The sequence below is a fragment of the Streptomyces sp. NPDC096339 genome, assembly GCF_044762985.1.
GTDB lineage: Bacteria > Actinomycetota > Actinomycetes > Streptomycetales > Streptomycetaceae > Streptomyces.
Genome location: NZ_JBIWFI010000013.1, coordinates 70,640 through 96,300 on the forward strand (window position 1 = coordinate 70,640; position 25,661 = coordinate 96,300).

Consider the following 25,661-nt stretch of genomic DNA (forward strand, 5'->3'; position numbering starts at 1 on the left):
CCGAATCGCCCCCTCCCGCACCCCGTGCACGAACTTCCTTACGAAGCCCGGCACTCACGATCGATACTAACGGGCCCCACCGACAATCGGCCCGGCCCGCCTACCGCTTCAGGGTCCCCCACACCACCAGCCGGTACTTGGAGGTGTACTCGGGCGTGCACGTGGTGAGCGTGATGTACGCGCCGGGCTCGCTGTACCCGTACCCCGGCCTCACGATGCTCCGCGGGACCGGCGCGATCACCCCGGTGTCCCGCTCGGTCGTCTCCCCCAGCACCTGCCCCACCACGTACGTGTACCGCCGCCCCCGCACATCGACGATCAGCTCGTCGCCCGCCTTCAGCCGGTTGATGTAGCGGAAGGGCTCCCCGTGCGTGTTGCGGTGCCCGGCCAGCGCGAAGTTCCCCCGCTCCCCCGGCTGCGCGCTCCCGGGGTACTGCCCGACGTACCCCTTGTCGAGCACGGCCCGCTTGTCGACCCCCTGCGCGACGGGCACGGCGAGCCCGAGCCGCGGAACGCGCAGGACGGCGTACGCCCGGTCCTGCGCCGGCGACGGCCGGACGGCGGAGGCCCGCCCGGACGGTGTCGGACCACCGGCGGCCGTCCCCTCGCCCGAACCGGAAGGCTCACCCGAACCGGAAGGGTCACCGGACGAAGAAGCCCCCTCATCACCCGGAACGAACGGCACGGGCGGGGAATCCCCCCACTCCCCCTCCAGCGCCTGGACCTGCTCCTGCGCGGCGGCCACGGCCTGCCGATTGGTCCACCACACCTGGTGCACCACCAGCAACGCCACCAGCACACCCACCGTGGTGATCGCCTCGGCCCCCACCCACAGAACCCGCGCGAGCCCGGACCGGCTCACCCGCCGGCCGCCCCCCTGCACCACCACGGGCACACGATCCACACGATCTCGCACGTGCGGCACCTTAAGTCTTCCCCCGCCAACTGACCAGCAGCAGTACGGTGTCAACCATGCGCCCTGACACGCCTGCCGAGCACATCGCCGAAGCCGAGCGCCTCATCCGCACGGCGACCCGCTACCCCGAGGATCAGGAGCCCCTGCTCCTCCAGGCCGCGGCCCACCTCGAACTGGGCGACGCCCGGGACCGCGCCAGCGCGCTGTACGACCAACTCCTCGCCGGCTCGCCCGCCAACCCCCACCTGATCAAGGCCCTCCAGGCCGCGAACCTCTGGGAGTACGGCCACGAGCCGGAGGCCCGCGCCCTCATCTCGGGCATCCGCGCGGCCGCCCCCAAGGACCCGGCGCCCTGGGAGGTCATCGCCGAATCCCTGGAGACGCACGACGAGTTGCAGGCCTCGCACGACTGCTTCACCGAGGCCGCGGCCCTCCTCATCACCGAGGAGGAGCCCCTCACCCCCGCCACCACGGCGCTCCTGACGGGCCGCCACCGGGTCCGCCGCCTCCTCGGACTCCAGCACGACGACTGGGACATGGTCGCGGACACCCGCCACATCGGCCCGATCCCCCTCGACGAACTCCACGACCCGAAGCGCATCTGGGCCCTGGGCTCCGACGACCCGGCCGAACTCCGCGCCGAGATCGCCCGCCTGCGCGCCGAGCTGGGTGACCGCCGTGCCGCCCTGTCCCGCCCCTTCCCGGTGGCGATCCTGCACTGGCCGGCCCGCGAACTGGCGGAGCTCCTCACCTCGTACCCCACCCTGGCCACGGAGTACGCCTCACACGAGGCCCATCTGCGCGAGATCGAGTCCTCCCTGCGGGCCCTGGCCGCCTCGGGCACCACGAACCTCGGCATCGTCACGGCCAGCGTCCCCTCCTACGAAGCCTTCGCGGCCTCGGAGAAGACCTCCCCGGCCTCCCCTTCCCTCCTGGCCGAATACGCCACCACGCTGGCAGCCCGCGGCAAGGCCACCCCCTGGCCCCCGGCCCCGAACGCCCCTTGCTGGTGCGCCTCGGGCAAGCCGTACAACGAGTGCCACGCCGCAACGCGCCCTTGATTCCGCGGTCGTCGATTCCGGCCCCGTCCCCCCAGACCTGCCGAAGGCGAAAGGAGCGGATTAGGCTCGTCCTCGATTCGACGATCCCCGAGGCAGGTAATGACCGACGACTGGCAGTTCGAAGTTCCCACCACGGGCAGCAAGCACCTCCCTCCGGACGCCCGGTACATGGAGGCGCTCAGCAGCCAGGGATACGGGTTCGAGGTGGCCATCGCCGATCTCGTCGACAATTCCATCGACGCCGGGGCCCGGGACGTCGTCATCCACTTTCTGCGTGACGAGGACAGGCTCGTGAGCCTCCTCGTCATCGACGACGGGAAGGGGATGTCCGAAGAGGAACTCGATGTCGCCATGACCGTCGGTGGCCGACGCGACTACGCCTCCGACGCCCTCGGAATGTTCGGCACCGGTCTGAAGTCCGCATCGCTGAGCCACGCGTCCGGGGTGACGGTCGTGAGCAAGACGCGCAGGACCAGGGCCGTGGGGCGCCGTTGGCTCATGGAACGGGCCGTACACGGATACCAGTGCGACATCGTGGCCGCCGACTACGCGCAGAGTCTGATCGACCGGTACGCCCAGCGCCCGATCACCTGGCAGGGCACCGTCATCCGCTGGGACGGGGTGAAGAACTTCCCCCGCAACGGCGGCGGCGGGCAGACCGACCGCTACCTGCATCGGACGATCAATCAACTCGGCCTCCAGCTCGGCCTCTACCTGCACAGGTTCCTCGCCAAGGACGACTTCAACATCACGATCGCGGTCGAGGACGTGAACACAGGAACCGAGTACATGAACTTCGGGGTCGAGCCCCTCGACCCGTTCGGATACCCGGTCCCGGGCCACGCCGACTACCCTCGGCGCTTCACCGCGGATCTCGCCTCCGCCGTCCCCGTGTCCCTCGACGCCCACATCTGGCCGGCGAAGTCGACCCTGGACGGATACAAGGCCGTCGGCTCCGTCCTGGAGCGCCAGGGTTTCTATTTCTACCGGCACGATCGTCTCGTGCAGGCGGGCGGGTGGAACAACTTCCGCCAGCCGGATCAGCACCTCTCGCTCTCCCGTGTCGCCGTCGACCTTCCGCCGCAGGCGAATGACGTGTTCCGGCTGACCGTGAAGAAGGAGGGGGTGGAGGTGTCCCCCGAATTCATCGCCGCCCTGGAAGAAGCGCGGGACGCCGAGGGGCGGCTCTTCGTCGACTACGTCGCGGATTCCGAGTCGGTCCATCGCGAGGCCCGCAAGCGGGCGGGAACCACGCGAAAGGCCGTCATCGGTCCGGGCAAGGGTTTCGATCCCGCCGTACGGGAGGCGATCGAGGAGGAACTGCCCCTGCTGCCGGGCGAGGAACCCATCGCCATCCGCTGGCAGGCGTTGGACAACGGCCTGTTCTTCGAAGTGGACAGGGAAGAACGGACCATCGCCCTGAACCACCACTACCGGTCGGCGATTCTCGGCGGAAGGCGTGGCGGCCTCAATGACGCCCCCACCCTGAAGTCCCTCGTGTACCTGCTGCTCCACCAGGTATTCGAGAAGGAGTACAGCGGGAGCCGCGAAAAGGACAACCTTCAATTGTGGCAGTCGATCCTGGTCGCCGCCGCACGCACCGAACTGGAACGCATGGGCGACGATGACTGACGCCGCCGGGTGCCCGGAGCTCGCCTGGTCGACCGTCGAGCACTATCTCGGGGAACGGCAGGCGGCCGGCTACCGGCTCTCCGCACCGTCCGCGGAACGCGCGGTCTGGTACGAGATCGGCGACGGCGGGCAGGAGATCTCGCTCCAGGTGGAACTCGACCGTCGGCAACAGCCCCCGCGTTCACCGCTGCCGGCGGTGACCATCGACGAAGTGCGGCGCGACGGAACGCGGATGGCGCGCATCCACACCACCCACGTGGCCTTGATGCGCGATTTCCACGATCTGCTCATCGCCGTCGCGGACCGGATCGTCACCGGCGGACGCGATCTCGACCAGGCCTTCGAGGAGACGGTCCAGGCCTGGGGCCGGCTGCTCGACCGGCCGCGCGGCCTTGGTGCGGAGCGTCGCACAGGGCTGCACGGAGAGCTCGCGGTGCTGCGCGCCGTGGCCCGCTCCCACGGGTGGGCGCAGGCGATCGAGGCGTGGACGGGTCCCAGGGCCGAGCAGCACGATTTCGGGCTGCCCGAGTCCGATCTCGAGGTGAAGACCACCGCCTCCGACAGGCGTCGACACACCGTTCACGGGATCCATCAGCTCACGGAGACCTCCGGGCGACCCCTCTGGTTCGCCTCTCTTCAACTGACGCGTGGTGGCCTCGGCGGCCGGTCCCTCGGCGAGTCGGTGGCCTCGGTGGTCCGTGATGCCCGCGCGGCGCACCACATCGCTTCCGTTCGTCTGGAAAGCGCTCTCGCGGCCGCTGGTTGGAGTGAGAACGATCCGGACGACGAACGCTGGACCCTGCGCACGGCACCGTTGCTGGTTCCGGCCGACCGACTGCCGCGGCTGACGGAGTCGATGATTCCCCTCTCCGTCCGAGAGCACGTCTCGTCGATCGACTACCGCATGGACGTGTCCCACCTGAGCTCGGCGCCCGGCTCGCCGGTCGACCTCACCGACTTCCGTCTTCCGTGACCGACGAGGACCCTCAATTGACAAGCATCGAAACCATCCGGCTCGAACTGCACAGTGCGGTGCTGTCCGATCTCGACGGCAGCAGGCCGAAGAGCCTGGCCCGTGCCCTGGCGTACCAGGCCGAGGACATGTCCCCGGAAGCCGCGGCATGCGCCGACGAGGCGGACTTCCAAGCGGCGCTCAAGGGGTCCCGCTCGACGCATCAGCTGGTCGAGCTGTGGCGCAAGCAGCTCACGCGATGGGACTACGCCGACCGACCGGCCTGGACCGACACCCTGCCGCGTACGGATGGGCGCAGGGCCGACATCCATCGCCTGCTGAAACTCGAAGGGGTCACGAGCGCACTGCTCGACGGGCTGGTTCCCGTGTCGAAGGCGGCGGTCTCCGTGGTGATCAGCCCGGAGCACAAGCCCTGGTACTCGCCCCGGTCCCAGGTCGGTCGACCCCACTACTGGCCGGCCTATCGCGGACTGCTCACCGCCAAGGGGTGGCCGGCCGATGCCGTGGCCGCGCTGGACGTGGCGACCGACCAGGTGATCGAGCGGCTGGCCGACCCGACCGATTCGGCGGTGTACCAGTCCAAGGGTCTCGTCGTGGGCTACGTGCAGTCGGGCAAGACCGCGAACTTCACCGGGGTCATGGCCAAGGCCGTGGACGCGGGCTATCGACTGGTGATCGTGCTCGGGGGCACGCTCAACATGCTGCGGGCCCAGACCCAGCGGCGTCTCGACATGGAGTTGGTCGGCAAGGAGAACATCCTGCGGGGAGCCGACGAGCTGGAATCGGACTACGCCGACGACCCTGCCTGGACGGCCGGAAGGTTCGTGAGCCACGGCAGCCTGCCGTCCGCGCTCGGGGCGTTCGACATCGTGCGCATGACCACGCGCGACGACGACTACAAGAGCCTGTTGCAGGGCATCACCGCCTTGGAGTTCGAGAAGCGGGAACCGGCCCTTCCGCTGTACGACCGGGAGAACCTGCACCGCTCGTCGGCACGGCTGATGGTGGTCAAGAAGAACAAGACGGTGCTCGCCAAGCTCGTCAAGGACCTGGGCAAGATCAAGACGCCGCTGGCCGAGATCCCCGTCCTCATCATCGACGACGAGTCCGACGAGGCCTCGGTCAACACCTCGAAGCCGGACGTCCAGCGCAGCGCGATCAACGAGCAGATCTCGAAGTTGCTGAACATGCTGCCGCGTGCGCAGTACGTGGGCTACACGGCGACGCCGTTCGCGAACGTCTTCGTGGACCCGAGCGACACCGAGGACATCTTCCCCAAGGACTTCCTCATCTCCCTGCCCCGCCCCGAGGGGTACATGGGGGCTCGCGACTTCCACGATCTGGACATCGAGGTGGAGGAGCACGAGCTCACCGTCGCCAACTCCAACGAGAAGGCTCACGTCCGCGACATCGTCGACGACGCGGAGGACGACACCTGCCTCCAGCAGGCCATGGACATGTTCGTGCTGACGGCCGCCATGAAGTTGTACCGGGAGGAAGCGGGCGGGCTCGGGGACGGATACTTCGAGCACCACACGATGCTCATCCACGAGTCGGTGCGCACCGGAGTCCACCGTGACCTGCACGATCGGGTCCTGAACCTGTGGCACAACGCGGGATACACCGGCCCCCGCGGGCACGAGCGACTGCGCAAGCTGTTCGAGACGGATGTCGCCCCGGTCTCGGAGGTCCGCGCGAACGGGCAGGCGGTGCCCGCTTCCTACGACGAGCTGATGCGTCACGTCGGCCCGGCGAGCGTGCGCATCGGTGGTGACGGTCAACCGATCATCGTCGTGAACGGGGACAAGGATCTGGAGACGGGCGAAGCCGACTTCGACAAGCGTCCGATCTGGAAGATCCTCATCGGAGGCCAGAAGCTGGCCCGCGGCTTCACGGTCGAGGGTCTGACCGTGTCATTCTTCCGTCGCCGGGCCGGAAACGCCTCCACCCTCATGCAGATGGGACGCTGGTTCGGATTCCGCAAGGGGTACCGCGATCTGGTGCGCCTCTACCTCGGGCGCAAGGAGACCATGGGGCGGACCGAGGTGGATCTGTACGACGCCTTCCAGGCGATCTGCCTCGACGAGGAGGCGTTCCGTTCGGAGCTGCACCGCTATTCCGTGATGGTGGACGGCCGCCCGCAGATCACTCCCGCCCAGGTCCCTCCGCTGGTCTCCCAGCACCTGCCGTGGCTGAAGCCGACCAGCCCCAACAAGATGTACAACGCCCGGCTGGAACTCGTACGGTCCGCCGGACGATGGGAGGAACCCACCGCCTATCCGCAGAAGGGGGCGGACCTCCGGCGCAACACGGAGTTGTGGCTTCCGCACCTCGAATCCCTCGGTTCGCAGGCGACGACGTTTGCGTACCGCTTCCCGGACAACGGCGTCGTCCACCGTTTCCCCGCCCTGAGCGGCGTCTTCCCCGCCGCCACGATCCTGGAGACGCTCCGCGATCTGCGCTGGGAGGTCGCCGATCACTTCCTTCCGCACCTTCGGTACCTCTCGGAGATCACCGCGGCGGGCAAGGTGGACGACTGGGTCGTACTGGCTCCGCAGCACGCCTCGGGCGGGGAGGCCAAGACCGTCGCCCTCGGCTCGGCCGGCCGGTCGTACTCGTGGTTCTCCCGTGACCGCCGCGCGGAACGAGGGCCCCTCTTCGGAGCGATCAGCGACAAGAAGCACCGCGCGGTCGCCTACCGGATCGCGGGCGCGCTCCAGTCCTCGGGGGACGGTGCCACGGAGCGTCTCGTCACCGAACGCCGCGGCGCGATCGTCCTGTACCCGGTCATCGAGACGGCTCACCAGCACTCCATCGACACGAACCGACGCATCGATCCGGACAAGATCGTCATGGCGTTCACCTTCGTGGCACCCGAGTCGGCCGGCAGTGCGAACGGACAGGTCGTCCAATTCACGACCGTCTCCTCCAAGGCCGATGCGATCATCGACGTCTCGGAGATCGACAGGGGTTGATCTCCCGGTGGCACGGCGGCGAGGCGGGCAGCCCGTCTCGCCGCCTCACGGGGAATTCGGGGGCGGCATGGACACGGGAAAGACGGAACGGCTCCGCTCCCCGGACATCTGCTCGGGCGCCGGCGGGCCGGCCCTGGGCCTCGAACAGTCCGGCTTCGATCCCGTCCTCCTGCTCGACAACCGCGATGTACCGACAGGTGGGGCATGCCTCACCGCCTCCTGTCGGATGTGCGCCGGGCACCGCCATCGCGGCCGCGCTGCGGGCCTGAGGAACCGGGAGAGACGCAATGGGCCTGCGGCTCGGTGACTACACTTGACCCCCATGACCAGAAAGCAGCCCCAGCCGTCTCAACCTGGGCAGATCCGCGTCATGGACCTGTTCGCCGGGGCTGGGGGCTTTTCCTCGGGATTCAATCGTTACTTCCCCGAGGGGACGGCGAGTCCGTTCACTTCGGTCGCCGCCGTCGAGTTCGACCGGGCCGCGGCCGCCACCTACGCGGCCAATTTCGGCGGCGCTCACGTCTTCGCCGGTGACATCGCGGGGTTCGATCCCACGCCCTTCAAGGGTCAGGTGGACGTGATCATGGGCGGCCCGCCCTGCCAGGGCTTCTCCGGTCTCGGCAAGGAGGACCCGACCGACCCCCGCAACGAGCTCTGGCAGGAGTACGTCCGCGTGGTGGCCAAGGTCCACCCCAAGATCTTCGTCATCGAGAACGTCGACCGCTTCCTGAAGTCCCCCCAGTACGCGGAGCTGCTTTCGGCCTCGGCGACCCCGGGGCACCCGCTCCACGACTACACGGTCGTGCCCGCCGTGATGAACTCGGCCGACTACGGGGTCCCGCAGGCGCGGCGCCGCGTCATCGTCATCTGCACCCACAAGGACTTCACCGAGCCGTTGCGGCACCCCGCACCGACGCACCACAAGAACGGATACGAATCCGACGGGACGCAGGACGCCCTCTCCGCCGCCATGCCCGGCGGTCAGGCCCTGCCCCGCTGGGTTCCGGTTTCGAAGGTCTTCGACGTCTCCGCGAAGCGCCCGATCCTGGAGCGCATGCCCGATCCGCGCGGCGAGGGAGATCCGGCCGGCGCCGTCCCCGGGCACTACCTCACGACGGATCTGCATTTCGGTCGAAACCCGGAGGATCTTTCCCGCGCGAGGTACATGGCGATCCCCGAGAACGGAAACCGGAACAATCTCCGCGGGGTCAGCTATCGCCTCGACCGGACGGGCCGCATTCGCCTCTCCACCGAAAAGGACTACGGCCGACTGCGGGGGCAGGAGTTCTACCTCTCCACCGAGAGCTGGGACAAACACAATTCCGGATCCGGCGACGTCATGGGCCGCATGCGGAAGAACTCGCCCTCGGTGACGATCCGCACGGAGTTCTACAAGCCCGAAAAGGGTCGCTACCTGCACCCGACGGAGAACCGGCCGATCACCCACTACGAGGCCGCGCTCATCCAGGGCTTCCCCGAGACCTTCAAGTGGTACGGAACCAAGATCGAGATCGCCCGTCAGATCGGGAACGCCGTGCCCGTCGGCCTCGGCAGGACCCTGGCGCAGGCCATCCACACCTTCCTGGCCCCGCACAGCTGACCCACACCGTCGGGCCGCCCCGTCAGAGGCGGTCCGACGCCTTGGTCAGGACCACTCCGTCCGCCGGCCGAGGCGCGGGGACGTCCTTCCTCCTCGCCGCACGGTCCCGCAGCGGCGCCTCCGCCAACAACTGCTCGAAGACCGGGACCAGCGCCTCGACCGAGGCACGGCTCACGCCGCCGTCCCCGGGACCTTCCGGCAGCCGATCCCAGGGAACCCCCGCCGCGTCCTCCGCCTCGTCGATCCAATCCTGGAGCGCATCGGTGTCGGCCGGCCGGTCCGGTGCCAGTACGTCGTACACCAGGGTGCTGCCGGCCGCGTTCACCGCCGCGGAGAGCGCGTTGACCTGATCCCCGGGCCGGGACACGCCCGCCGCGAGTTGCCGTTCGAGTACGCGAAGGATCGCCTGAGCGGTCGGACGGTGGTCGATGACGTCCAGGCGCATCGTGGTCTGCAACACGTCCTGTACCCGGCAGGCGAGCTCGATCGGGCGGTAGTCGGCCCCGTCGCGGAACAACTCGGCGGCCCACCAGAGTCGGGCGAAGGCCTGCGTGTAGTGCGGCCCGCAGAAACGCGCGGCCGTCGCCGCGCCGGGACCCGCGTCCGTGTCCGCCCCCCGATGCCGCCAGGCCACGTAGTCGGGAGCGACGACCATCGCGATGAAGTTCCACAGCCGGCCGTCGGCGGCCTCGGCCCGCGTCATGCGCAGCGTCGCGTGCAGTCGAGGGGCGAACCATCCGTCCGCGGCGGTGCGGTGGTCCTCGAAACGTCGCATCGCCTCGTCGACCAGGACACGCACCGGCTCGGTCCGCCACCGGTGCGCAGCACCCAGCTGTCCGGCCGCTCTGCGCAGCGCGACCTGAGGCGGTCGCTCCTGGCCGGTCCGCACGGCCCGACCGAGGTACTTGGCCACCGAGGCGTCCGCCAACAGGCCGAGCTCCGCGGGCAGGTCCCTGCCGTCGACTCGATTCACCTCGTACCACCGGCCCCTTCGAGGTTCTGCACGGAACGCACCGCATTGGTCAGGTTCCTCGTCGCGCGGCTGCGCCTGCCGGCCGCGAACTGCACGCCGGTCTGGATCTCCGCCCATCCGTAGCCCTTGGTCCGCCGTTCGGCGATCTCGTGGAGCGCGTCGGTCGGTTGGCGGCCCGGCAGCACGTCCGGGAGCATCGACCGCAGCACCGACTCCCGCCATCCCTTCGGGAGTACCGGTGTTCCGTCCTCGTCCGCGTCCAGGTCGCTGATGGCCGTGTGGAACATGGCGGTCCAGGCGTCCTGGGCGATCTGAGTGGCCGCCAGGTCCCGCAGCATCCGCCGCGCCGGGCTGCCACCCGACCCGCCGAGCGCTTCGATCAACCCCTCGACGGCGCCGGTGTTGAGGTACACGGTCGGAACGTCACCCGTGGTCTCGACGATCCAGGCGGATTCCTTGTAGGGCCGAAGCCACTCGTGCTCGCCCTCCTTGAAATCCACCTCGACGATTTCGATCTCGCGTTGCCTGGCGGGTGTCGCGGCCTTCAGGTCTACGTACCAGTCCTGGGTGGCGCAACCCAGCAGCCGACCGGCCACGCCTTCCACCGTCCCGACCACCAACACGCTCAATGTGGCCCGCCGCAGATGGGCCGCGCCGTCCAGCTCGATGGTCCCCCGCATCGTCCCGTCGGCCGCCCGCGACAGCACCGCGGTCGTACGGGCGTTGGTCGCCTTCTCCGCGAGCACGGCGAGGAACACCACATCGGTCCACGGGCCCGACCGGAGCTCCGCCTCGGGGAAGCTCACGGAGAGCCGAAGCCGGGCCCGATCCCACGCGCCGCGCCCGCTCTGATGCAGGGCCACCGCCCGATCCACGGCGGAAATCATCGCGTAGGGAAGCTCCCGGTTGTCCACCGTGACCGACACGACCTGCAGCTCCACGTCCCCGAAGAGCGTCGGATAGGGAAAGACCGCCGTCACGCCGAACCTCCGCGAGCCTTCTGGACCTCCACGACCAGTCGGGCGTACCCGCTGCGCACCGGGTGCGTGGCCGGATCCGTGACGCCGCGGAAGACCGCCCTGCGCACTCCCGGCTCGACGACGAGGTCGCCCTCCTCCACCCGGCAGTCCTCCTCGGCCGCGAGGGCCGCCCATTCCACCACCGGACGGCCTCCCGAGCGCACGTCGAACTTCGCCACGGGCGTCAACCGCCACGGGTCCTCGGCGAGGGGGAGCCCGACCTCCACGGCCACGCTCCAGGCACCGGACTCCTCCACCCTCGCCGTCACCGCGCGGATCGAGGGGAAACCCTGCGTCCTGCGCGCCGAGCCGGTGGTCGCGTCCCAGGCGAGCAGTTCGCGCAGCGCCGCCGGACCGCCCGCCTTCTTCGTCTCGCGCCTGCCCACCAGAGCCCGTACGGCCTTGTCGACATCGCTGCGGAACTCCTTCAGGCGGCTGACGGCTCCGCGCTCGTAGAGCGACGTGAGTTCCTCCGTACGGTCCCAACGGTCGTGCTCGGGCGGCTCCGAGGCGCGCAGGAACCGCTCGGCCAATGCCACGTCCTCGCCCTCCCGCTCCGTCGCGTAACCGGCCAGCAGCACGGCCTGGAAGGGCATCGTCCCCAGGGGCAGTTCGCGCGGCCTGTGCTCCGTGATGGTCATGCGGTTGCCGCGCATGCAGACCACCCGGCTGTGCCGCTCGTCCGCGTCGGCCGCCGGCGTGAGCAGGAGGACCGCCGGATGCTCCCGGCCTTTGTCCCTCGCCCTTCCCTTGCCCTTCAACGGGGTCACGATCAGCGGCACTTCAACCCGTGCCACCTGGTCCTGCGCCGTCAGGCTGTCGACCGTACGGCCGTCGAGGTGGGCTTGGAGCGCGCGGCTCAAGGCGGGGTGCCGGCCGTACGGATCGACCCGCTCCTCGGGCACGACCACCTGCCCGTCACGAAACGCGGACACGCGCGCCTCCAGCAAGGGCCCGGCCACGACGCCTCCGATCATCGCCGCCCAAAAGCCGTCGGCCAGCGATCGGACCACCTTGTCGTGCAGGTCGCGCAGTTCTTCGGCGTCGCCCGAGGCGTCGTGGGCGCCCACCACCAGGAACGACGTGCCGGGTTCTCCCGATCGCCGCTCGATGTGCAGGCTTCGCGTCGTCTCCTCGTCGGCCCACCACGAGCGGGACACGCCCTCGTGCGCCGGGTCGGTGTCCGGCTCGCCGAACCAGGCCGGACCCGCGAACGCTTCCCCGTCGACCTGCCGCCACGGCAGGTCGAGACGTCCGATGAGGCGCCGTTCGGTCCTGCCCTCGTGCGGCTCGGAGAGCGTGGAGTTGATGAGTACGAGGCCGAATCGGCTGGCCGCCCACAGCGTCGCCTTGCCCAGGCCGTAGGAGCCCCCCGCACGGCCGGCGGACTGCTTGTGGCTGTCGAGCTGGCGCCTGACGACAGCGGCGAATCGACCGTCCTGGTACTCCGGCCCGGTGAGCCCATTGGCGTTGAAGTCGTCCACGCGCAGCAGGAGCAGCGAGTTCTTCGACTCCAGTTCGTCCAATGCCGCCCGCAGGCTCCTCGACACCTTCTGCTCCGCCGAGGCCGCCCGGTCGTAGTGCGGGCGCAGTTCGTCCCATCGGAGCGCTTTCAGGAACGAGGAGAGGTGCTCGCCCGTCAATTCGTGGAGGGTGTAGTGCACTCGAACCGGAGCGTTGGTGTCGAGCCGCTCGTCGAGCGCGTTCTGGGTGGCTTCCCTGGCCAGCACGGCCACGTCCGCGTCGAATGCGAAGGCGGCGGCGTTGCCGTACTCGCGCCCGCCGTCGGCATGGGCCGTGCGATGGTGCCACCGCAACGGCCGGTGCGCTGCCCTGTCGCGCGTTCGATCGTCGACCGGGCCCGGGGCCGGGTGGGTGCCGAACACCTCGGCCAGTGACCGTTTGGTCTCGTCGCGAGGCTCCGCGCTCCCGTTCACCCAGGCGGCAACGGCCGCACGGTTCAACCCCAGTCGGGTTGCCAGGTCGGATTGCGACATGTCCGTCCGGTCCAACTGCCGCGCGAGCCAGAGGCCGAAGTCCTCGCCTCGGTGCTCCATGCATCGCCCCCCTGCCGTTCGGCTCCCCACGACGTACTTCGTGATCACCTTAACAGGGCTTATTTGACACGGAGAGTGACGTCAAATATCCGAGACGGCCCCCTGCCGCGGGGCCTCGCGCCGCGAACCGGGCCGGCGACCGTCGACGACGGCGAGTACGCGCACCGCCGCCTCGTCCGCCCGCTCGTGCTCCCAGACGCGCACGGCCAGCCATCCCGCCTCGGCCAGCCGGGCGTCCGTGTCCACGTCCCGACGCCGATTGCCCTCGATCTTGTCCCGCCAGAACTCGGCGTTGTTCTTCGGCCACGTGGCGTGCACGGGGCAGCCGTGCCAGAAACAACCGTCCACGAACACTGCCACGCGGGCGGGCCCGAACACGATGTCGGCCTCACGCCGTACGCCCTTCACCGGCTTCCGGTGGATCCGGTACCGGGCGCCCTTGGCGTGCAGCGCCTTGCGCAAGGCCACCTCGACGCCGGTGTCGCGGCTCTTCTGGCGGCTCATTCGAGTGCGCACGGTGGCCGTCGTTGCCAGTTTCTCCACCCCACCATTGTGAACCGACGGCACACCGCCCCGCTCACAAGGGCAGCGCGAGCTGGTGGTGGCCGCGGACGACGGCCGTCGGTGGGATGGGGCGGGTGGCGGCGAGGGCGAGGAAGGTGCGGAGGGCCGCGAGGACTTCCGCAGGGGTGTCCCGGATCATGGACGGGGTGGCGCTGGCCACCAGGATGCCGTGCGCCTCCAGGCGCAGGCGCCGGCGGAGCGTGGCGTGCCAGGCGTCGCGCGTGTAGTGGTACTCCGCCGAGTCGATCTCCAGGGCCACGCCCTCGTCGGGCCAGTAGGCGTCCGGGCTGGCCAGGAAAGTGCCGTCCGGGGTGTGGAGGCGGGCGTTCCACAGGGGCGTCGGGAGGTCCGTCGCCGTGAGGGTGTCGCGGGCCCGGGCCTCGGCGATCGAGCGGACTCCGGCGAGGAGTTCCGCCGCGGCGGCTCGGACCGCGGGGCGGGTGAGGAGGCGGGCGGCCCGGAGCTCGGCGTGCAGGTCGTGGGGGTGGCACCAGCCGGCCTGGACCACGTGGGCGAGGACCGAGCGGATCCGGTCGGGGTGGTCGGCGCGGGAGGCGAAGTCGGTCGCCGCGCGGACGGGGCGGGTGCTGGGGATGCCCGAGACCGTGATGGTGCCGGGCCAGCGGGAGGTGGCGAGCGGGCGGACCCAGGCGGTGGCGCCGAGTTTGCGCGGGGCGCGGATCAGCACGTCGGCCGGGTCGTGCGGGGCCTCGCGGATGCCGAGCAGGGCGAGGGCGGCGCCCCCGGTGAGGGCGGCCGTGTCGCCGGTCAGCGGGTCCGAGGCGGGCTCCGCGGCGTACAGGACGGTGGAGAGGGCTCGCTGGCGCGGGTCCGGGGGGCCGGTCTGGAGGAGGTAGACCCGGGGCAGTAAGCGCTGCCAAGGGCCTCCCGGGCGGGTGCGGGAGGTGATCGTGCCCTCCGGGATGCCGGCTCCGACCAGTTGGTGCCGGGTGGCCAGGCCGAGCTGCCTGCGTGCCACCCTGGGCTGCTGCGCGGTGATCATGGCGCCGGTATGCCCGGTTGCGGAAGGGCGTACCCCTAGCGGTCCGGGTGGTCCGGGGACAGGAAGACGATCACCCCGGTCTCCGTGCCGGGGAGGGCCGCCACCTCGTGCCAGCCCAGGCGGCGGTACGTCGCCACGGTGTCGGTGGCGAGGCGGGAGGTCAGCAGCCAGGCCTTCCCGTCCGGGGCGTCGGCCGTGATCTCGGTGAGCAGGGCCCGGCCGGTGCCCCGTCCGCGCGCGTGGGGGCGTACGGCGAGTTCGTCGATCTCCAGCGCGCCGGTCAGGAGCTCCCGTACGCGGTCCCGGCCGAGTTGGGCCGCGACCTGCGGGTACGCCCGGTCCCGGGGGAAGGCCGCAGGCGTGACCCAGCCCGTGGCGAAGCCGTCGATGCCGGCCTCCGACTGGGCGAGGGCCGTACGGAATCCATGGCGTCGGGTGTCCGCCTGGAGACGGGCGGCGAACTGGCGAATGGTTTCTTCATCCTCGTTCCACGGCGGGGCGGAAAAGACGTCGGCGTAGGTGTCGACCAGTTCGTCCGCGAGGTCGAGGACGGCGGCTCCGTAGCAGATCACGATGTCCTGGCTCCTGATGTCGAGCGGTCGGGGCGAGCGCGACTGGCGGGGAATCTCCCGTTTGGGTGGGGAGAGCGAATTTATGCCGTCCGGGTTCCGAAGGCGCACATCGCACGGATCCGGCGAGTGTGCGACAAATCCCCTCCCGGCCCTCCGTGTCGGGGACCCCCGCGCCGGAGTTGAGAGGCCATGGAAAGACTGATTCGGGCGGCCGGCCGGTGCGCGCTCGCCTTTCTCCTCGTCCTGGGCATCGTGGCGCTTCTGCCGCGCTCGGTGCGGGACGTGGTGCCGAATGCCGTCATCGGAGGGGCCGTGCTGCTGCTCGTCGGAGTATCGGGCGGCCGCCGGATGACCCGGCGGTCGCGTTAGCCTCACAGGAAAGCCCGTACGACAAGAAGATCAAAGGAGTTCGACATGGCACGGGTACCGAGTTCCGCGGTGGCGGCGGCCGGGCTGGTCGGCGGATACGCCGTCGCCCGGTGGACCAAGAAGCGGCCCCTGGGCGGCGTCGTCCTCGGCGCCGCCGGGGTCATGGCCGGCCGGGAATGGCACCGAAGGGGCGGCGCCCCCGTGGCGGCAGGACTCGGGGCGCTCTACGTGGCAGGCTTCGCGGGCTCGCACCCGCTCGCGAAGAAGGTCGGCGCCTGGCCCGCCGTCTTCGCGGCCGCCGGGGTCGTCGCCGCCACCACCTGGGCCGTCGCCGACCGCGGCTGAGACCCGCGGCGGCGGACCCTAGGCCCCCAGGGCGCGGGACAGCGTGTAGATCAGCAGGCCCGCCAGGGCGCCGACCACCGTTCCGTTGATGCGGATGAACTGCAGGTCGCGGCCGATGTGGGCCTCGATCTTGCGGGAGGTGTGCTCGGCGTCCCAGGCCGCGACCGTGTCCGTGATCAGCGAGGTGATCTCGGTCCGGTAGGTGGTGACCACGTAGACGACCGCGCCCTCGATCCAGCCCTCCACCTTCGACTGGAGGCGGCCGTCGGTGGCCAGGCGAGCACCGAGGGAGAGGAGGGAGGAGCGGACGCGCAAGCGCAGCTCGCTGCGCTCGTCCTCCGCCGCCGAGATGATCATCGTGCGGATGGCGGTCCAGGCGGAGGTGATGACGTCCTGGACCTCGTCGCGGGCGAGCAGCTCGGACTTCAGCCGCTCGACGCGGGCGCGGGTCTCCGTGTCCGACTGGAGATCGGCCGCGAAGTCCGTCAGGAAGCGGTCCACCGCGCCACGCGCCGGGTGCTGCGGCATGTCCCGCATCTCCGTGACGAAACGGAGCAGCTCCTTGTAGACGCGCTCGCCCACCTTGCGGTCCACGAAACGCGGGGTCCAGCCGGGGGCGCCGCCCTGGACGGCGTCCGTGATCGACCCCTCGTGCGTGACGAGCCAGTCGTGGGCCTTGGCGCAGATCAGGTCGACGGCGCGCCGGTGGCCGCCCTGCGCGACGACCTTCTCGAGGGTCTTGCCGATGCCCGGGGCGATCTCGGCGGTCTCGGCGCGGCGGGTGATGGCCTCGCCGACGATGGCCTGGACGTCGGAGTCGCGCAGCACGGTCAGCGCTCCGCGCAGGGCGGTGGCGAGCTCCGCGGTGACGCGGTCCGCGTGGGCGGGCTCGGCCAGCCAGGCACCGAGGCGACCGCCGATGCCCAGGGCGTGGAGGCGGGCCCTGACCACGTCGGAGGAGAGGAAGTTCTCGCCGACGAACTCCCCGAGGGAAACGCCGAGCTGGTCCTTCTTGGTCGGGATGATCGCGGTGTGCGGGATGGGCAGGCCGAGCGGATGCCGGAAGAGGGCGGTGACGGCGAACCAGTCCGCGAGCGCGCCGACCATGCCGGCCTCGGCGGCGGCCGCGACGTAGCCGGCCCAGGCGCCGGCGCCCCAGGCGTGCGTGGCGACTTTGGCCAGTACGTAGACCAGCGCGACCAGGGCGAGGAGGCCGGTCGCGGTGGCCTTCATCCGGCGGACACCGCGGCGGCGCTCCTCGTCGGCGGCGGAGAACACGAACCCGGGAGCGGTCGCCGACGCCGCCGGTCTGGGCGGGGCGAGCGTGCCGGCGCCGTTCCCGGTGTCGCCGGTGCCGTCGCCTCCGGCTGTGGTGCGGTTCGTCACGTGCTCCTGCCTTCCCCCTGGGGCGCCGGTTTTGTCTGCATAGCATCCGACTCCCGGGAGGCCCAGGGAGTTCCCGCCACGCCCTTTCGCTCCCGCGAGGGGTGCTGCCCGCTGTCCGGTGCGGGTCAACGATTCGGGGCTCCGCCCCGGACCCCGCTCCTCAATCGCCGGAGGGGCTGGGTTTTGCTGGTCGGGGCCTCGGTCGTGCGGGTCCTGCGCGGTGTCCCGGCGGGGCGTCTCCTCGTCCTCGCGCCTGCGGGCACCGTGAAAGTGCTGAGGCTGGTTGCGCGCTCGTCCTGCGGGGACGCCCCACCGTGCCCCCGCTCCGCCAGTCCGGCCAAGACCCCGCCCGGCCGGGGCGGGAGCGTGCTGTTGGGGTGGGGGTCCGCAGGAGGGTCCCCGCAGGACGAGCGCGCAACCACCCCGCCCCATCTCGCGGTGCCCGCAGGCGCGAGGACGAGGAGACACTCCGGAGGGCCCCCGCCCCAACCCGGCCGGTCCCGCCCAAGGACACCACCCAGCCCCGCCGGCGTTTGAGGCGCGGGGGCACGGGGGCAGCGCCCCCGGCAGCGGCGCCGCACCCGGCAAAACCACGCCACCCCGCCGGAGGCGCGAGGCGCGGGGGCGGAGCCCCCGGAACGGTGCCGCGCCCGGCAAGACCACGCCACCCCGCGGGAGGCGCGCGGCGCGGGGCGGAGCCCCCGGCACGGCGCCGCACCAGACAGCGGAACCCCGGCGGAGCTACGCCGCACGGACCAGGCCCGCCTCGTGGGCGAGGATCGCCGCCTGGGTGCGGTTCGAGAGGTCCAGCTGCGTCAGGATGCGGGAGACGTACGTCTTCACGCTCGCCGGAGAGAGATGCAGGGCTTCGGCTATCTGCTGGTTCGTGCGGCCCTCGCCGACCAGCGCCAGGACGCCCCGTTCCCCGGGCGATAGGGACTCCAGCCGTTCCGAGTGGGCGGGCGCTTCGGGGCGGTCGGCCGCGCGGTCCAGCAGCACCCGCATCACCGCCGGGGCCAGCACGCTGCCGCCCGCCGCCACCGTGCGGATGCCCGCGAACAGCTCCTCGGGGCGCTGATCCTTCAGCAGGAACCCCGCCGCCCCCGCCCGCAGCGCGTCCAGCACCAGGTCGTCCGCCGTGTACCCGGTGAGGACCAGCACCCGCGGCGGCTCCGGCAGCCGCAGCAGCCGGAGCGTGGCCTCCATGCCGTCGACCTTCGGCATGACCAGGTCCATCAGCACCACGTCCGGCCGGTGCTCCCGCGCCAGCGGCACCGCCTCCGCGCCGTCCTGCGCCTGCGCGACCACCTCGATGTCCGGCGCGCTCGCCAGCAGGGTGACCAACCCGGTCCGTATGAGGCTCTGGTCGTCGACCACCATCATCCGGATCGTCATGCCGCCCGCCTCCCTGAGTACCCGTCTTATGGCGGACATTACCGGCTTATAGGGACTAAAGGCCTCGCAAAGCTCCCCGTTCAGTCCCCATTTGCCGTCCCCCTTGTCCTCTTTCGGCGACTTCGCGGCACCCCTCCCCTCCCGGACGGTGGATACCGAGGCCGAGAGCGCCACGGCGCACACGGCCTCGGTCATGTCCCCGAAGTCAGGAACTCCGCATGTCTTTCCCGTCTGGTCGTCACGCCCGCCGCAGCCGCACCCGTGCCCTCGCCGGCCTCGTCGTGGCCGGTATCGCCGCCCCCGCCGCGGTCGCCCTCGTGGCACAGCCCGCAGCCGCCGCGTCGGCGGGCACCTGGGACGAGGTCGCCCAGTGCGAGTCCACCGGCAACTGGAGCATCAACACCGGCAACGGCTACTACGGCGGCCTCCAGTTCTCCTCCAGTACCTGGGCGGAGTTCGGCGGCAGGCAGTACGCGCCGCAGGCCGACCAGGCCACCAAGGCGCAGCAGATCGCCGTCGCCGAGAAGGTCCTCGCGGTGCAGGGCCCCGGTGCCTGGCCCAGCTGCGGCAAGGCCGCCGGGCTCCAGCGCGGCGGGCCGGCCCCCGAGGCCCCGAGCGCTCCGGCCGGGCAGAGCGCCCCGGCCGAGCGGAGCACCGCCACCGGCGGCGGCACCTACACCGTGGTCGGCGGTGACACCCTCGGCCGGATCGGCTCCCGGCTCGGGGTCGACTGGCAGAAGCTGTACTCCGACAACCGCTCCGTCATCGGCGGCGACCCGGACGTGATCATGCCGGGCCAGCGCCTCTCGTACGGCAGCGGCTCCGCTTCCGGCGGTGCGAGCAAGCCGGCCGCGCCGAAGTCCACCGCCCCGCGGTCCTCCACGGCCGAGAGCAATGGCAGCGGCGCCAAGCCGGTCTCCGGCGGGTCCGTCAGCGCCCGCTACGGCCAGCCCGGCAGCTGGGCCGCGGGCCACCACACCGGCATCGACTTCGCCGTCCCCACCGGCACGCCGGTCAGGGCGGCCGCCGCCGGCACCGTCGTCTCCGCCGGTTGGCAGGGCGCGTACGGCAACGCCGTCGTCATCAAGCACGACGACGGCCGCTACTCCCTCTCCGCCCACCTCTCCCGGGCCGGCGCTTCCGAGGGCGAGCGCGTCTCCGCCGGTGAGCAGATCGGTACGTCCGGCAACACCGGCAACTCCACCGGGCCGCACCTCCACTTCGAGGTCCGCTCCAGCAACAGCTACGGCGCCGACATCAACCCCGTGTCCTGGCTCGCCCGGCACGGCGTCTCCCTGTAAGCGCGTCACCTCGTCCCCCCGGGATGCCCGTTCGACGGAACTTGGGCAATCTGGGGGGACGTTTGCGTACAAGAGGGGGGATATCCGCATGCGGTTCGTGCCCGGGCAGGTCGGACGGTTCCTGGAGCGCCTGCCGCGCCTGCTTACCGGTGAAGGGCCCGGCGCGCCCGATCCGGGCCGGGCCCGCCGCGTCGACATCTGCCTGATCGTCCTCTGCGGGCTGCTCAGCACGCTCAACCTCCAGGACATCCACCGCATCGGGCTCGTCCAGGACTACGCCACCAGCCTGGCCGTCGGCTGGTCCACCGCCGCCTCCCTGTACTGGCGCAGGTCCCATCCCTGGATCCCGGCCGTCATGGCCTCCGCGGCCACCCTCGTCTCCGACGACCGCGGGCCCCTGATCTTCGCCGCGTACGCGCTGGCCGCGTACGGCGGCGCCCACCGGCTGGTCGGGGGGCTGCTCATGTGCGTCTTCTACGTCGTCACGCGCGACCTGTTCCTGCCCGCCGGGTACGCGGGGCGCGACCCCGCCTCCTTCGTCCTCGGCGCCATCCTCGTGCCGGGCCTGTACGGGGAGACCGTGCGCCGCAACCGGTACGTCATGGCGGCCCTGCGGGAGCGGGCCCGCCAGGCGCACGCCGCCGTGGACCAGGCCGCCGACCTGGCCGTCGTACAGGAACGCACCCGTTTGGCCCAGCGCACCCACGACGGTCTGGGCCACCGGCTCACCGCCCTCACCCTGCAGGCCGCGGCCCTGCGCCTGGACGCCGGGGCGGACCCCCGCGTACGGGAGGGTGCGGCGGCCGTGGAGGAATCGGCGCGGGCCGCGATGGCCGAGGTCAGGGAGGTGCTGGACATGCTGACCGACCCGGCCGGGGCGCGCGCGTACACCGCACCCGTCGACGTGGGCCGCTTCCTGGCGGCCCTGGCCCGGAACATGCGCGCCACCGGAATGGAGATCGGCCACCAGGTGCAGCCGGGCCTCGGGGACTTCCCCGCGGCCGACGGGCGGCTGCTGCTGCGGATAGCCCGCGAGGGGCTCACGAACGCCGCCAAGTACGCGCCCGGCTCGGCGGTGCGGATGAACCTCTCCGCGCAGGGCGGGAACGTCCGCCTGGAGGTGGTGAACACCGCCCCCGAGGGCGAGCGGATCGTGCTCGACTCGGGCGGGATGGGTCTGCCGGGGCTGCGGGCCGCCCTCGCCGAGGTCGGTGGCACACTGAGTGCCGGAACGGCCACGGATGGAGGTCACACCCTCGCGGCGACGCTGCCGGATCGGCGTGTGCTAGCTTAGAGGCGTTGCAGTTGTGGTACCCATGAACTTTATGTGCGCCTGACGGGAATGTCCTCAGGCGCTTTTATTGTTTTTCGCCGGAATCTCCGGATGGGGCCCTTGCCGCCTACTCAGGAGATTCAAAATGGCACTTGGCACCGTGAAGTGGTTCAACTCGGAAAAGGGCTTCGGCTTCATCGAGCAGGACGGCGGCGGTCCGGACGTCTTCGCCCACTACTCGAACATCGCCACCTCTGGCTTCCGTGAGCTCACCGAGGGCCAGCGCGTGTCCTTCGACGTGACCCAGGGCCAGAAGGGCCCCCAGGCGGAGAACATCATCCCCGCCTAATTTCTTCAGCTGGCCGGGGTCCGCACCGTGAGGTGCGGACCCCGGCTTGTCTGCTGTCTCGACCTTTGTTTCACCTGCCGGTTTCAGGAGGGCTTTCTCGCATGACCAGCTCCAGCTCCGCACGACCCAGCCGCCGCCCCACCCGGGGTCGAGGTGCGGCCCAGGGACGTCCGAAGGCTGGCGCGGGACGCCAGAAGTCCGCCCCCGCCCCCCGGCCCCAGGAATTCACCATGCCCGAGCCGATCGCGCCGGCGCTGCCGCCGGTCGCCGCGTTCGAGGACATGGGCATGCCCGAGGCGCTGCTGAAGACCCTCGCCGCCCAGGGCGTCACCGAGCCGTTCCCGATCCAGGCCGCGACGCTGCCGAACTCGCTGGCCGGCCGTGACCTGCTCGGCCGCGGCCGCACCGGCTCCGGCAAGACGCTGGCCTTCGGCCTGGCGCTGCTGGCCCGGACCGCGGGTCGCCGCGCGCAGCCCAAGGCGCCGCTCGCGATGGTCCTCGTACCGACCCGCGAGCTCGCGCAGCAGGTGACCGACTCCCTGGCCCCCTACGCCACGGCCGTCAACCTGCGCATCGCGACCGTCGTCGGCGGCATGTCGATCAACCGGCAGTCCGGCGCCCTGCGCCGCGGCGCCGAGGTGCTCGTCGCCACCCCCGGCCGCCTCAAGGACCTCATCGACCGCGGTGACGCCGACCTCTCGCAGGTTTCGATCACCGTCCTCGACGAGGCCGACCAGATGACCGACATGGGCTTCATGCCGCAGGTCACGGCGCTGCTCAAGCAGGTCGAGGAGGGCGGCCAGACCATGCTGTTCTCGGCGACCCTCGACAAGAACATCGACAAGCTCGTCAAGATGTTCCTCGACGACCCGGTCGCCTTCTCCGTCGACCCGTCCGCCGGCGCGGTCAGCACGATGGAGCACCACGTCCTGTACGTCATGGACGAGACCGACAAGAAGGCCGTGGCCACGCGCATAGCCGCCCGCGACGGCCGGGTGATCATGTTCGTGGACACCAAGCGAGGCGTCGACCGCATGGTCAAGAAGCTCCTCGCGGAGGGCGTACGCGCCTCCGGCCTGCACGGCGGGCGCTCGCAGCCGCAGCGCAACCGCACGCTCGACTGGTTCAAGACGGGCGAGGTCACCGCGCTGATCGCCACCAACGTGGCCGCCCGCGGCATCCACATCGACGACCTCGACCTCGTCGTGAACGTGGACCCGCCCACCGACCACAAGGACTACCTGCACCGAGGCGGCCGTACCGCCCGGGCCGGCGAGTCCGGCAGCGTGGTCACCCTGGTGCTGCCCGACCAGAAGAGGGACATGACCCGCCTGATGTCGGACGCCGGGATCTCCCCGCGCACCGCGCAGATCAAGTCCTCCGACGAGGAACTCGCCCGGCTGACCGGCGCCAAGGAGCCCTCGGGCGTCCCCGTGGTGCTGGAGGTGCCGCAGCAGCCCGCCGCGCCGAAGCCGCGCAACGGTTCCGGTTCCGGATCCGGTTCGCGCCGTCGCTCGGGCGGGCCGCGCACCGGCTCCGCCACGGGCTCGGCTCCGGCGGCCGGCGGCCGCGGCCGCCGCTCCGGCGGCGGTGGCTCCGGGCAGGCCCCGGCGGCCTCCGGTTCGGGCCAGGCCCGCCGTGGACAGGGCGGCGCCGGCGGCGCTGCCACCGGCTCCGGTGAACGCGGCCGCCGCTCCGGCGGTGCCACCTCGGGCGGAGCCGCCGCGGCGTCCGCGCGCAGCCGGGTCGGCTCCGGCGGGCAGGGCCGCCGCCGGGCGGTCTGACCCCCGTAAGCCACTACGCCGGGCAGTGCTTTTCCCACTGCCCGGCGTAGTGCTCTCGTGGCCCGCTGCGCGTCAGCGGACCATCTTGTTCTGGAGCTTCGCCAGCGTCCGCAGGTCCAGGCCGAGGCCGTCCGTCAGATAGCCGTAGAAGCTGCCGTAATCGGCCTCCATCTGCGCCGTCGCCGCGTCCAGGTAGTCCTGGCGGACCTCCTGGAGCGGGATCAGCAGGTCCGGGTTCTGCATCCGGCCGGACTGCTTGAGGCCCGCCCGCACCTGGGCGTCGTACGTGGCGCGGAAGGTGTTCGACGCCAGGTAGTCGCGCTCCGCGGTGCCCTCCGGGACGGCCAGCGCGCGCAGCAGGACGTAACTCATCCAGCCGGTCCGGTCCTTGCCGGAGGTGCAGTGGTAGAGCAGCGGTCCCTGCTTGCCGTCGGCTATCTCCCGCACGGTCTGAGCGAACTGCGCCCGGTTCTCGGGGTTCGTCACGAAGTTGCGGTAGACGTCGCGCATGTAGGCCTCGGCGCGGCCGCCGCCGAGCATCTGCTCCTGCTTGACGGGGTCGCCGCTGGCGATCGCGCCCATGAGGGTGCCGAAGAGGCCGAGGTCGTTGACCGGGCGCGAGGTGGGGGCGAGTCCGGCGGGCAGCTTGTCGGCGCCGTCGTACTGGAGCTCCATGGGGACGCGGAAATCGACGGCCTTCGTGAGGCCCAGACCGGAGACGGTGGTGACGTCCGCGGCGGTCAGCTTGCTCAGCGCGTCGGAGCGGTAGACCAGGCCCTGGCGGACCTGACCGCCGGTCCAGGTGCGGTACCCGCCCAGGTCACGGAAGTTGACCGCGCCCTGGAGGGGGATCTGACGGATCGGTTCTGCTTGCTGGTGGTGGTGGTGGTGCCGGGCACTGACCCCGGCTCCGGGCGCCGTCGCCGCGTACGCGGAGGCGGGCAGGGTCCCGATGACGAGTGCGGCGGCGGCCGCCGCGGTCGCCAGGCGGATTCGGGCACGGCTCATATGTGCGACTCCTGTGACGGAGAAGGGGGATCACCCTGGTGGTGGCAGGGTGCGGAGCGAGTGCAGTTCTTCGAGTGCCTGTCGTGCTTCGGCCATGACGCGGGAGACGAGCTCCGCACAGGACGGGAGATCGTCGATCACCCCCGCGACCTGGCCCGATGCCATGACTCCGAGGTCCGTACGGCCCTCGACCATGGACGCCTTGAGGAGCATCGGGGTGTTCGCGGCGAGCAGGACCTGGCTCCAGGACAGGTCCTTGCCGTGTTTCATCGCCAAGCCGTCGCGCACCATCTGCGACCAGCTCAGACCGGACAGCTTCTTGAAGCCGGCCGCGTGCCGGACGGCCCGGGCCAGCGCCCGGGTGCGGCCCGCCCGCTCCAGGGAGTCGACCAGCGCGGTCCGCAGCATCCGGTGCGGCAGGCCGTCGACCGCCGTGGTGACGGTGACGTCCTTGACCGAGGCCTTCAGGTACTCGGCCTTCACCGCGTCCGGGACGGTCGAGTCGGAGGTGAGGAGGAACCGGGTGCCCATCGCGATGCCCGCCGCCCCGAAGGCCAGCGCCGCGACCAGGCCGCGGCCGTCACGGAAGCCGCCCGCCGCGACCACCGGGATGTCCACGGCGGACACCACCTGCGGGAGCAGCACCGTCGTGGCCACGTCCCCGGTGTGACCGCCACCCTCCCCGCCCTGCACGATCACCGCGTCGGCGCCCCACGCCGCCACCTTCTCGGCGTGCCGGCGGGCACCGATCGACGGGATGACGACGACGCCCGCGTCCTTCAGCCGCGCGATCAGCTCCTTGGAGGGCGCGAGGGCGAACGAGGCGACCCGTACGCCCTCGTCGATGATCAGCTGCGCCCGCTCGGCCGCGTCACCGGCGTCCGCCCGCAGGTTGACACCGAACGGAGTCCCCTCCGGGACCCGGGACTTGACCTCGTGGACCGCGGACCGCAGCTGCTCGATGGTCATCGTCGCCGAGGCCAGGATGCCCAGGGCCCCCGCGTTCGCCGCACCCGACACCAGGCGGGGGCCGGCAACCCAGCCCATGCCCGTCTGCACGATCGGGTGCTCGACGCCGACGAGTTTGGTGAATGCCGTCTCCATGA

At 71.1% G+C, this 25,661-nt stretch carries 22 protein-coding genes; 11 read left to right on the forward strand and 11 right to left on the reverse strand.

Annotation, left to right across the window (positions count from 1 at the left end; all coding sequences use genetic code 11):
* Positions 1–100: 100 nt before the first annotated feature.
* The gene (locus ACIQ5Y_RS18900; RefSeq protein ID WP_403881478.1) at positions 101–883 is read right to left on the reverse strand and encodes a class E sortase; all 783 of its coding nucleotides are present in this window, start codon (positions 881–883) and stop codon (positions 101–103) included.
* Between the two features lie 89 nt (positions 884–972).
* Between ACIQ5Y_RS18900 and ACIQ5Y_RS18905 the strand changes: the two genes are divergently transcribed.
* The 5 genes from ACIQ5Y_RS18905 (at position 973) to ACIQ5Y_RS18925 (ending at position 9,157) form a co-directional block, all read left to right on the forward strand.
* Positions 973–1,977: a tetratricopeptide repeat protein gene (locus ACIQ5Y_RS18905; RefSeq protein ID WP_403881211.1), complete on the forward strand. Its 1,005-nt coding sequence runs from the start codon at positions 973–975 to the stop codon at positions 1,975–1,977.
* A 99-nt stretch (positions 1,978–2,076) separates the two neighbouring features.
* Positions 2,077–3,609 (forward strand): ATP-binding protein, encoded by a 1,533-nt coding sequence (locus ACIQ5Y_RS18910; protein ID WP_403881214.1) that lies wholly within the window; start codon positions 2,077–2,079, stop codon positions 3,607–3,609.
* Positions 3,602–4,582 (forward strand): PD-(D/E)XK motif protein, encoded by a 981-nt coding sequence (locus tag ACIQ5Y_RS18915; RefSeq protein WP_403881217.1) that lies wholly within the window; start codon positions 3,602–3,604, stop codon positions 4,580–4,582. Before ACIQ5Y_RS18910 ends, ACIQ5Y_RS18915 begins: the two co-directional genes overlap by 8 nt.
* A 17-nt stretch (positions 4,583–4,599) precedes the next feature.
* Positions 4,600–7,557 carry a Z1 domain-containing protein gene (locus ACIQ5Y_RS18920; protein WP_403881220.1) on the forward strand — a complete coding sequence of 986 codons (2,958 nt, stop codon included), beginning with the start codon at positions 4,600–4,602 and terminating at the stop codon, positions 7,555–7,557.
* Between the two features lie 322 nt (positions 7,558–7,879).
* Positions 7,880–9,157, forward strand: coding sequence for a DNA cytosine methyltransferase (locus ACIQ5Y_RS18925; RefSeq protein WP_403881223.1), 1,278 nt, complete (start codon positions 7,880–7,882; stop codon positions 9,155–9,157).
* Positions 9,158–9,179: 22 nt separating this feature from the next.
* Here ACIQ5Y_RS18925 and ACIQ5Y_RS18930 read toward each other — a convergent pair whose 3' ends face one another.
* From ACIQ5Y_RS18930 to ACIQ5Y_RS18955, 6 genes are all read right to left on the reverse strand, one after another.
* The gene (locus ACIQ5Y_RS18930) at positions 9,180–10,130 is read right to left on the reverse strand and encodes a DUF6339 family protein (RefSeq protein WP_403881226.1); all 951 of its coding nucleotides are present in this window, start codon (positions 10,128–10,130) and stop codon (positions 9,180–9,182) included.
* Positions 10,127–11,110, reverse strand: a complete 984-nt coding sequence (locus ACIQ5Y_RS18935) for a hypothetical protein (RefSeq protein WP_403881229.1) — start codon at positions 11,108–11,110, stop codon at positions 10,127–10,129. The genes ACIQ5Y_RS18930 and ACIQ5Y_RS18935 overlap by 4 nt, the downstream gene beginning before the upstream one ends.
* Complete coding sequence (locus tag ACIQ5Y_RS18940; RefSeq protein WP_403881232.1) at positions 11,107–13,206, reverse strand: helix-turn-helix domain-containing protein; 2,100 nt, start codon at positions 13,204–13,206, stop codon at positions 11,107–11,109. The genes ACIQ5Y_RS18935 and ACIQ5Y_RS18940 overlap by 4 nt, the downstream gene beginning before the upstream one ends.
* 81 nt (positions 13,207–13,287) lie before the next feature.
* Positions 13,288–13,749, reverse strand: coding sequence for a very short patch repair endonuclease (locus tag ACIQ5Y_RS18945; RefSeq protein ID WP_403881235.1), 462 nt, complete (start codon positions 13,747–13,749; stop codon positions 13,288–13,290).
* A gap of 34 nt (positions 13,750–13,783) precedes the next feature.
* Positions 13,784–14,773: a hypothetical protein gene (locus ACIQ5Y_RS18950; protein ID WP_403881237.1), complete on the reverse strand. Its 990-nt coding sequence runs from the start codon at positions 14,771–14,773 to the stop codon at positions 13,784–13,786.
* 35 nt (positions 14,774–14,808) lie between these two features.
* Positions 14,809–15,345: a GNAT family N-acetyltransferase gene (locus ACIQ5Y_RS18955; protein ID WP_403881239.1), complete on the reverse strand. Its 537-nt coding sequence runs from the start codon at positions 15,343–15,345 to the stop codon at positions 14,809–14,811.
* A 189-nt stretch (positions 15,346–15,534) separates the two neighbouring features.
* Between ACIQ5Y_RS18955 and ACIQ5Y_RS18960 the strand changes: the two genes are divergently transcribed.
* Entirely contained in the window at positions 15,535–15,714 is a 180-nt protein-coding gene (locus ACIQ5Y_RS18960) for a hypothetical protein (protein ID WP_403881242.1), read from the forward strand.
* A gap of 45 nt (positions 15,715–15,759) precedes the next feature.
* Entirely contained in the window at positions 15,760–16,059 is a 300-nt protein-coding gene (locus ACIQ5Y_RS18965; RefSeq protein ID WP_403881245.1) for a hypothetical protein, read from the forward strand.
* 18 nt (positions 16,060–16,077) lie between these two features.
* Here the strand turns inward: ACIQ5Y_RS18965 and ACIQ5Y_RS18970 are convergent, their stop codons facing one another.
* The gene (locus tag ACIQ5Y_RS18970) at positions 16,078–17,445 is read right to left on the reverse strand and encodes a DUF445 domain-containing protein (RefSeq protein ID WP_403881247.1); all 1,368 of its coding nucleotides are present in this window, start codon (positions 17,443–17,445) and stop codon (positions 16,078–16,080) included.
* Positions 17,446–18,186: 741 nt separating this feature from the next.
* Positions 18,187–18,840: a response regulator gene (locus ACIQ5Y_RS18975; RefSeq protein WP_403881250.1), complete on the reverse strand. Its 654-nt coding sequence runs from the start codon at positions 18,838–18,840 to the stop codon at positions 18,187–18,189.
* Between the two features lie 218 nt (positions 18,841–19,058).
* Here ACIQ5Y_RS18975 and ACIQ5Y_RS18980 point away from each other — a divergent pair, with 218 nt between their 5' ends.
* The 4 genes from ACIQ5Y_RS18980 to ACIQ5Y_RS18995 all read left to right on the forward strand — a co-directional run bounded on the left by ACIQ5Y_RS18980 (position 19,059) and on the right by ACIQ5Y_RS18995 (position 23,547).
* Positions 19,059–20,141, forward strand: a complete 1,083-nt coding sequence (locus tag ACIQ5Y_RS18980) for a transglycosylase family protein (protein ID WP_403881253.1) — start codon at positions 19,059–19,061, stop codon at positions 20,139–20,141.
* Between the two features lie 88 nt (positions 20,142–20,229).
* Positions 20,230–21,435: a sensor histidine kinase gene (locus tag ACIQ5Y_RS18985; RefSeq protein WP_403881256.1), complete on the forward strand. Its 1,206-nt coding sequence runs from the start codon at positions 20,230–20,232 to the stop codon at positions 21,433–21,435.
* A gap of 124 nt (positions 21,436–21,559) precedes the next feature.
* The gene (locus tag ACIQ5Y_RS18990; protein ID WP_079425878.1) at positions 21,560–21,763 is read left to right on the forward strand and encodes a cold-shock protein; all 204 of its coding nucleotides are present in this window, start codon (positions 21,560–21,562) and stop codon (positions 21,761–21,763) included.
* A 101-nt stretch (positions 21,764–21,864) separates the two neighbouring features.
* Positions 21,865–23,547 (forward strand): DEAD/DEAH box helicase, encoded by a 1,683-nt coding sequence (locus ACIQ5Y_RS18995; RefSeq protein ID WP_403881260.1) that lies wholly within the window; start codon positions 21,865–21,867, stop codon positions 23,545–23,547.
* Between the two features lie 72 nt (positions 23,548–23,619).
* Here ACIQ5Y_RS18995 and ACIQ5Y_RS19000 read toward each other — a convergent pair whose 3' ends face one another.
* Complete coding sequence (locus tag ACIQ5Y_RS19000; RefSeq protein ID WP_403881262.1) at positions 23,620–24,555, reverse strand: tyrosine-protein phosphatase; 936 nt, start codon at positions 24,553–24,555, stop codon at positions 23,620–23,622.
* A gap of 30 nt (positions 24,556–24,585) precedes the next feature.
* A complete protein-coding gene (locus ACIQ5Y_RS19005) occupies positions 24,586–25,659 on the reverse strand; it encodes an NAD(P)H-dependent flavin oxidoreductase (RefSeq protein WP_403881265.1) in 1,074 nt (357 codons plus the stop codon).
* Positions 25,660–25,661 lie beyond the last annotated feature (2 nt).

Coding starts and splice junctions, on each gene's coding strand:
- ACIQ5Y_RS18905 (WP_403881211.1), top strand. CDS start 973: ATGCGCCCTGACACGCCTGCCGAGCACATCGCCGAAGCCGAGCGCCTC.
- ACIQ5Y_RS18910 (WP_403881214.1), top strand. CDS start 2,077: ATGACCGACGACTGGCAGTTCGAAGTTCCCACCACGGGCAGCAAGCAC.
- ACIQ5Y_RS18915 (WP_403881217.1), top strand. CDS start 3,602: ATGACTGACGCCGCCGGGTGCCCGGAGCTCGCCTGGTCGACCGTCGAG.
- ACIQ5Y_RS18925 (WP_403881223.1), top strand. CDS start 7,880: ATGACCAGAAAGCAGCCCCAGCCGTCTCAACCTGGGCAGATCCGCGTC.
- ACIQ5Y_RS18940 (WP_403881232.1), bottom strand. CDS start 13,206: ATGGAGCACCGAGGCGAGGACTTCGGCCTCTGGCTCGCGCGGCAGTTG.
- ACIQ5Y_RS18950 (WP_403881237.1), bottom strand. CDS start 14,773: ATGATCACCGCGCAGCAGCCCAGGGTGGCACGCAGGCAGCTCGGCCTG.
- ACIQ5Y_RS18960 (WP_403881242.1), top strand. CDS start 15,535: ATGGAAAGACTGATTCGGGCGGCCGGCCGGTGCGCGCTCGCCTTTCTC.
- ACIQ5Y_RS18965 (WP_403881245.1), top strand. CDS start 15,760: ATGGCACGGGTACCGAGTTCCGCGGTGGCGGCGGCCGGGCTGGTCGGC.
- ACIQ5Y_RS18975 (WP_403881250.1), bottom strand. CDS start 18,840: ATGACGATCCGGATGATGGTGGTCGACGACCAGAGCCTCATACGGACC.
- ACIQ5Y_RS18980 (WP_403881253.1), top strand. CDS start 19,059: ATGTCTTTCCCGTCTGGTCGTCACGCCCGCCGCAGCCGCACCCGTGCC.
- ACIQ5Y_RS18985 (WP_403881256.1), top strand. CDS start 20,230: ATGCGGTTCGTGCCCGGGCAGGTCGGACGGTTCCTGGAGCGCCTGCCG.
- ACIQ5Y_RS18990 (WP_079425878.1), top strand. CDS start 21,560: ATGGCACTTGGCACCGTGAAGTGGTTCAACTCGGAAAAGGGCTTCGGC.
- ACIQ5Y_RS18995 (WP_403881260.1), top strand. CDS start 21,865: ATGACCAGCTCCAGCTCCGCACGACCCAGCCGCCGCCCCACCCGGGGT.
- ACIQ5Y_RS19000 (WP_403881262.1), bottom strand. CDS start 24,555: ATGAGCCGTGCCCGAATCCGCCTGGCGACCGCGGCGGCCGCCGCCGCA.
- ACIQ5Y_RS19005 (WP_403881265.1), bottom strand. CDS start 25,659: ATGGAGACGGCATTCACCAAACTCGTCGGCGTCGAGCACCCGATCGTG.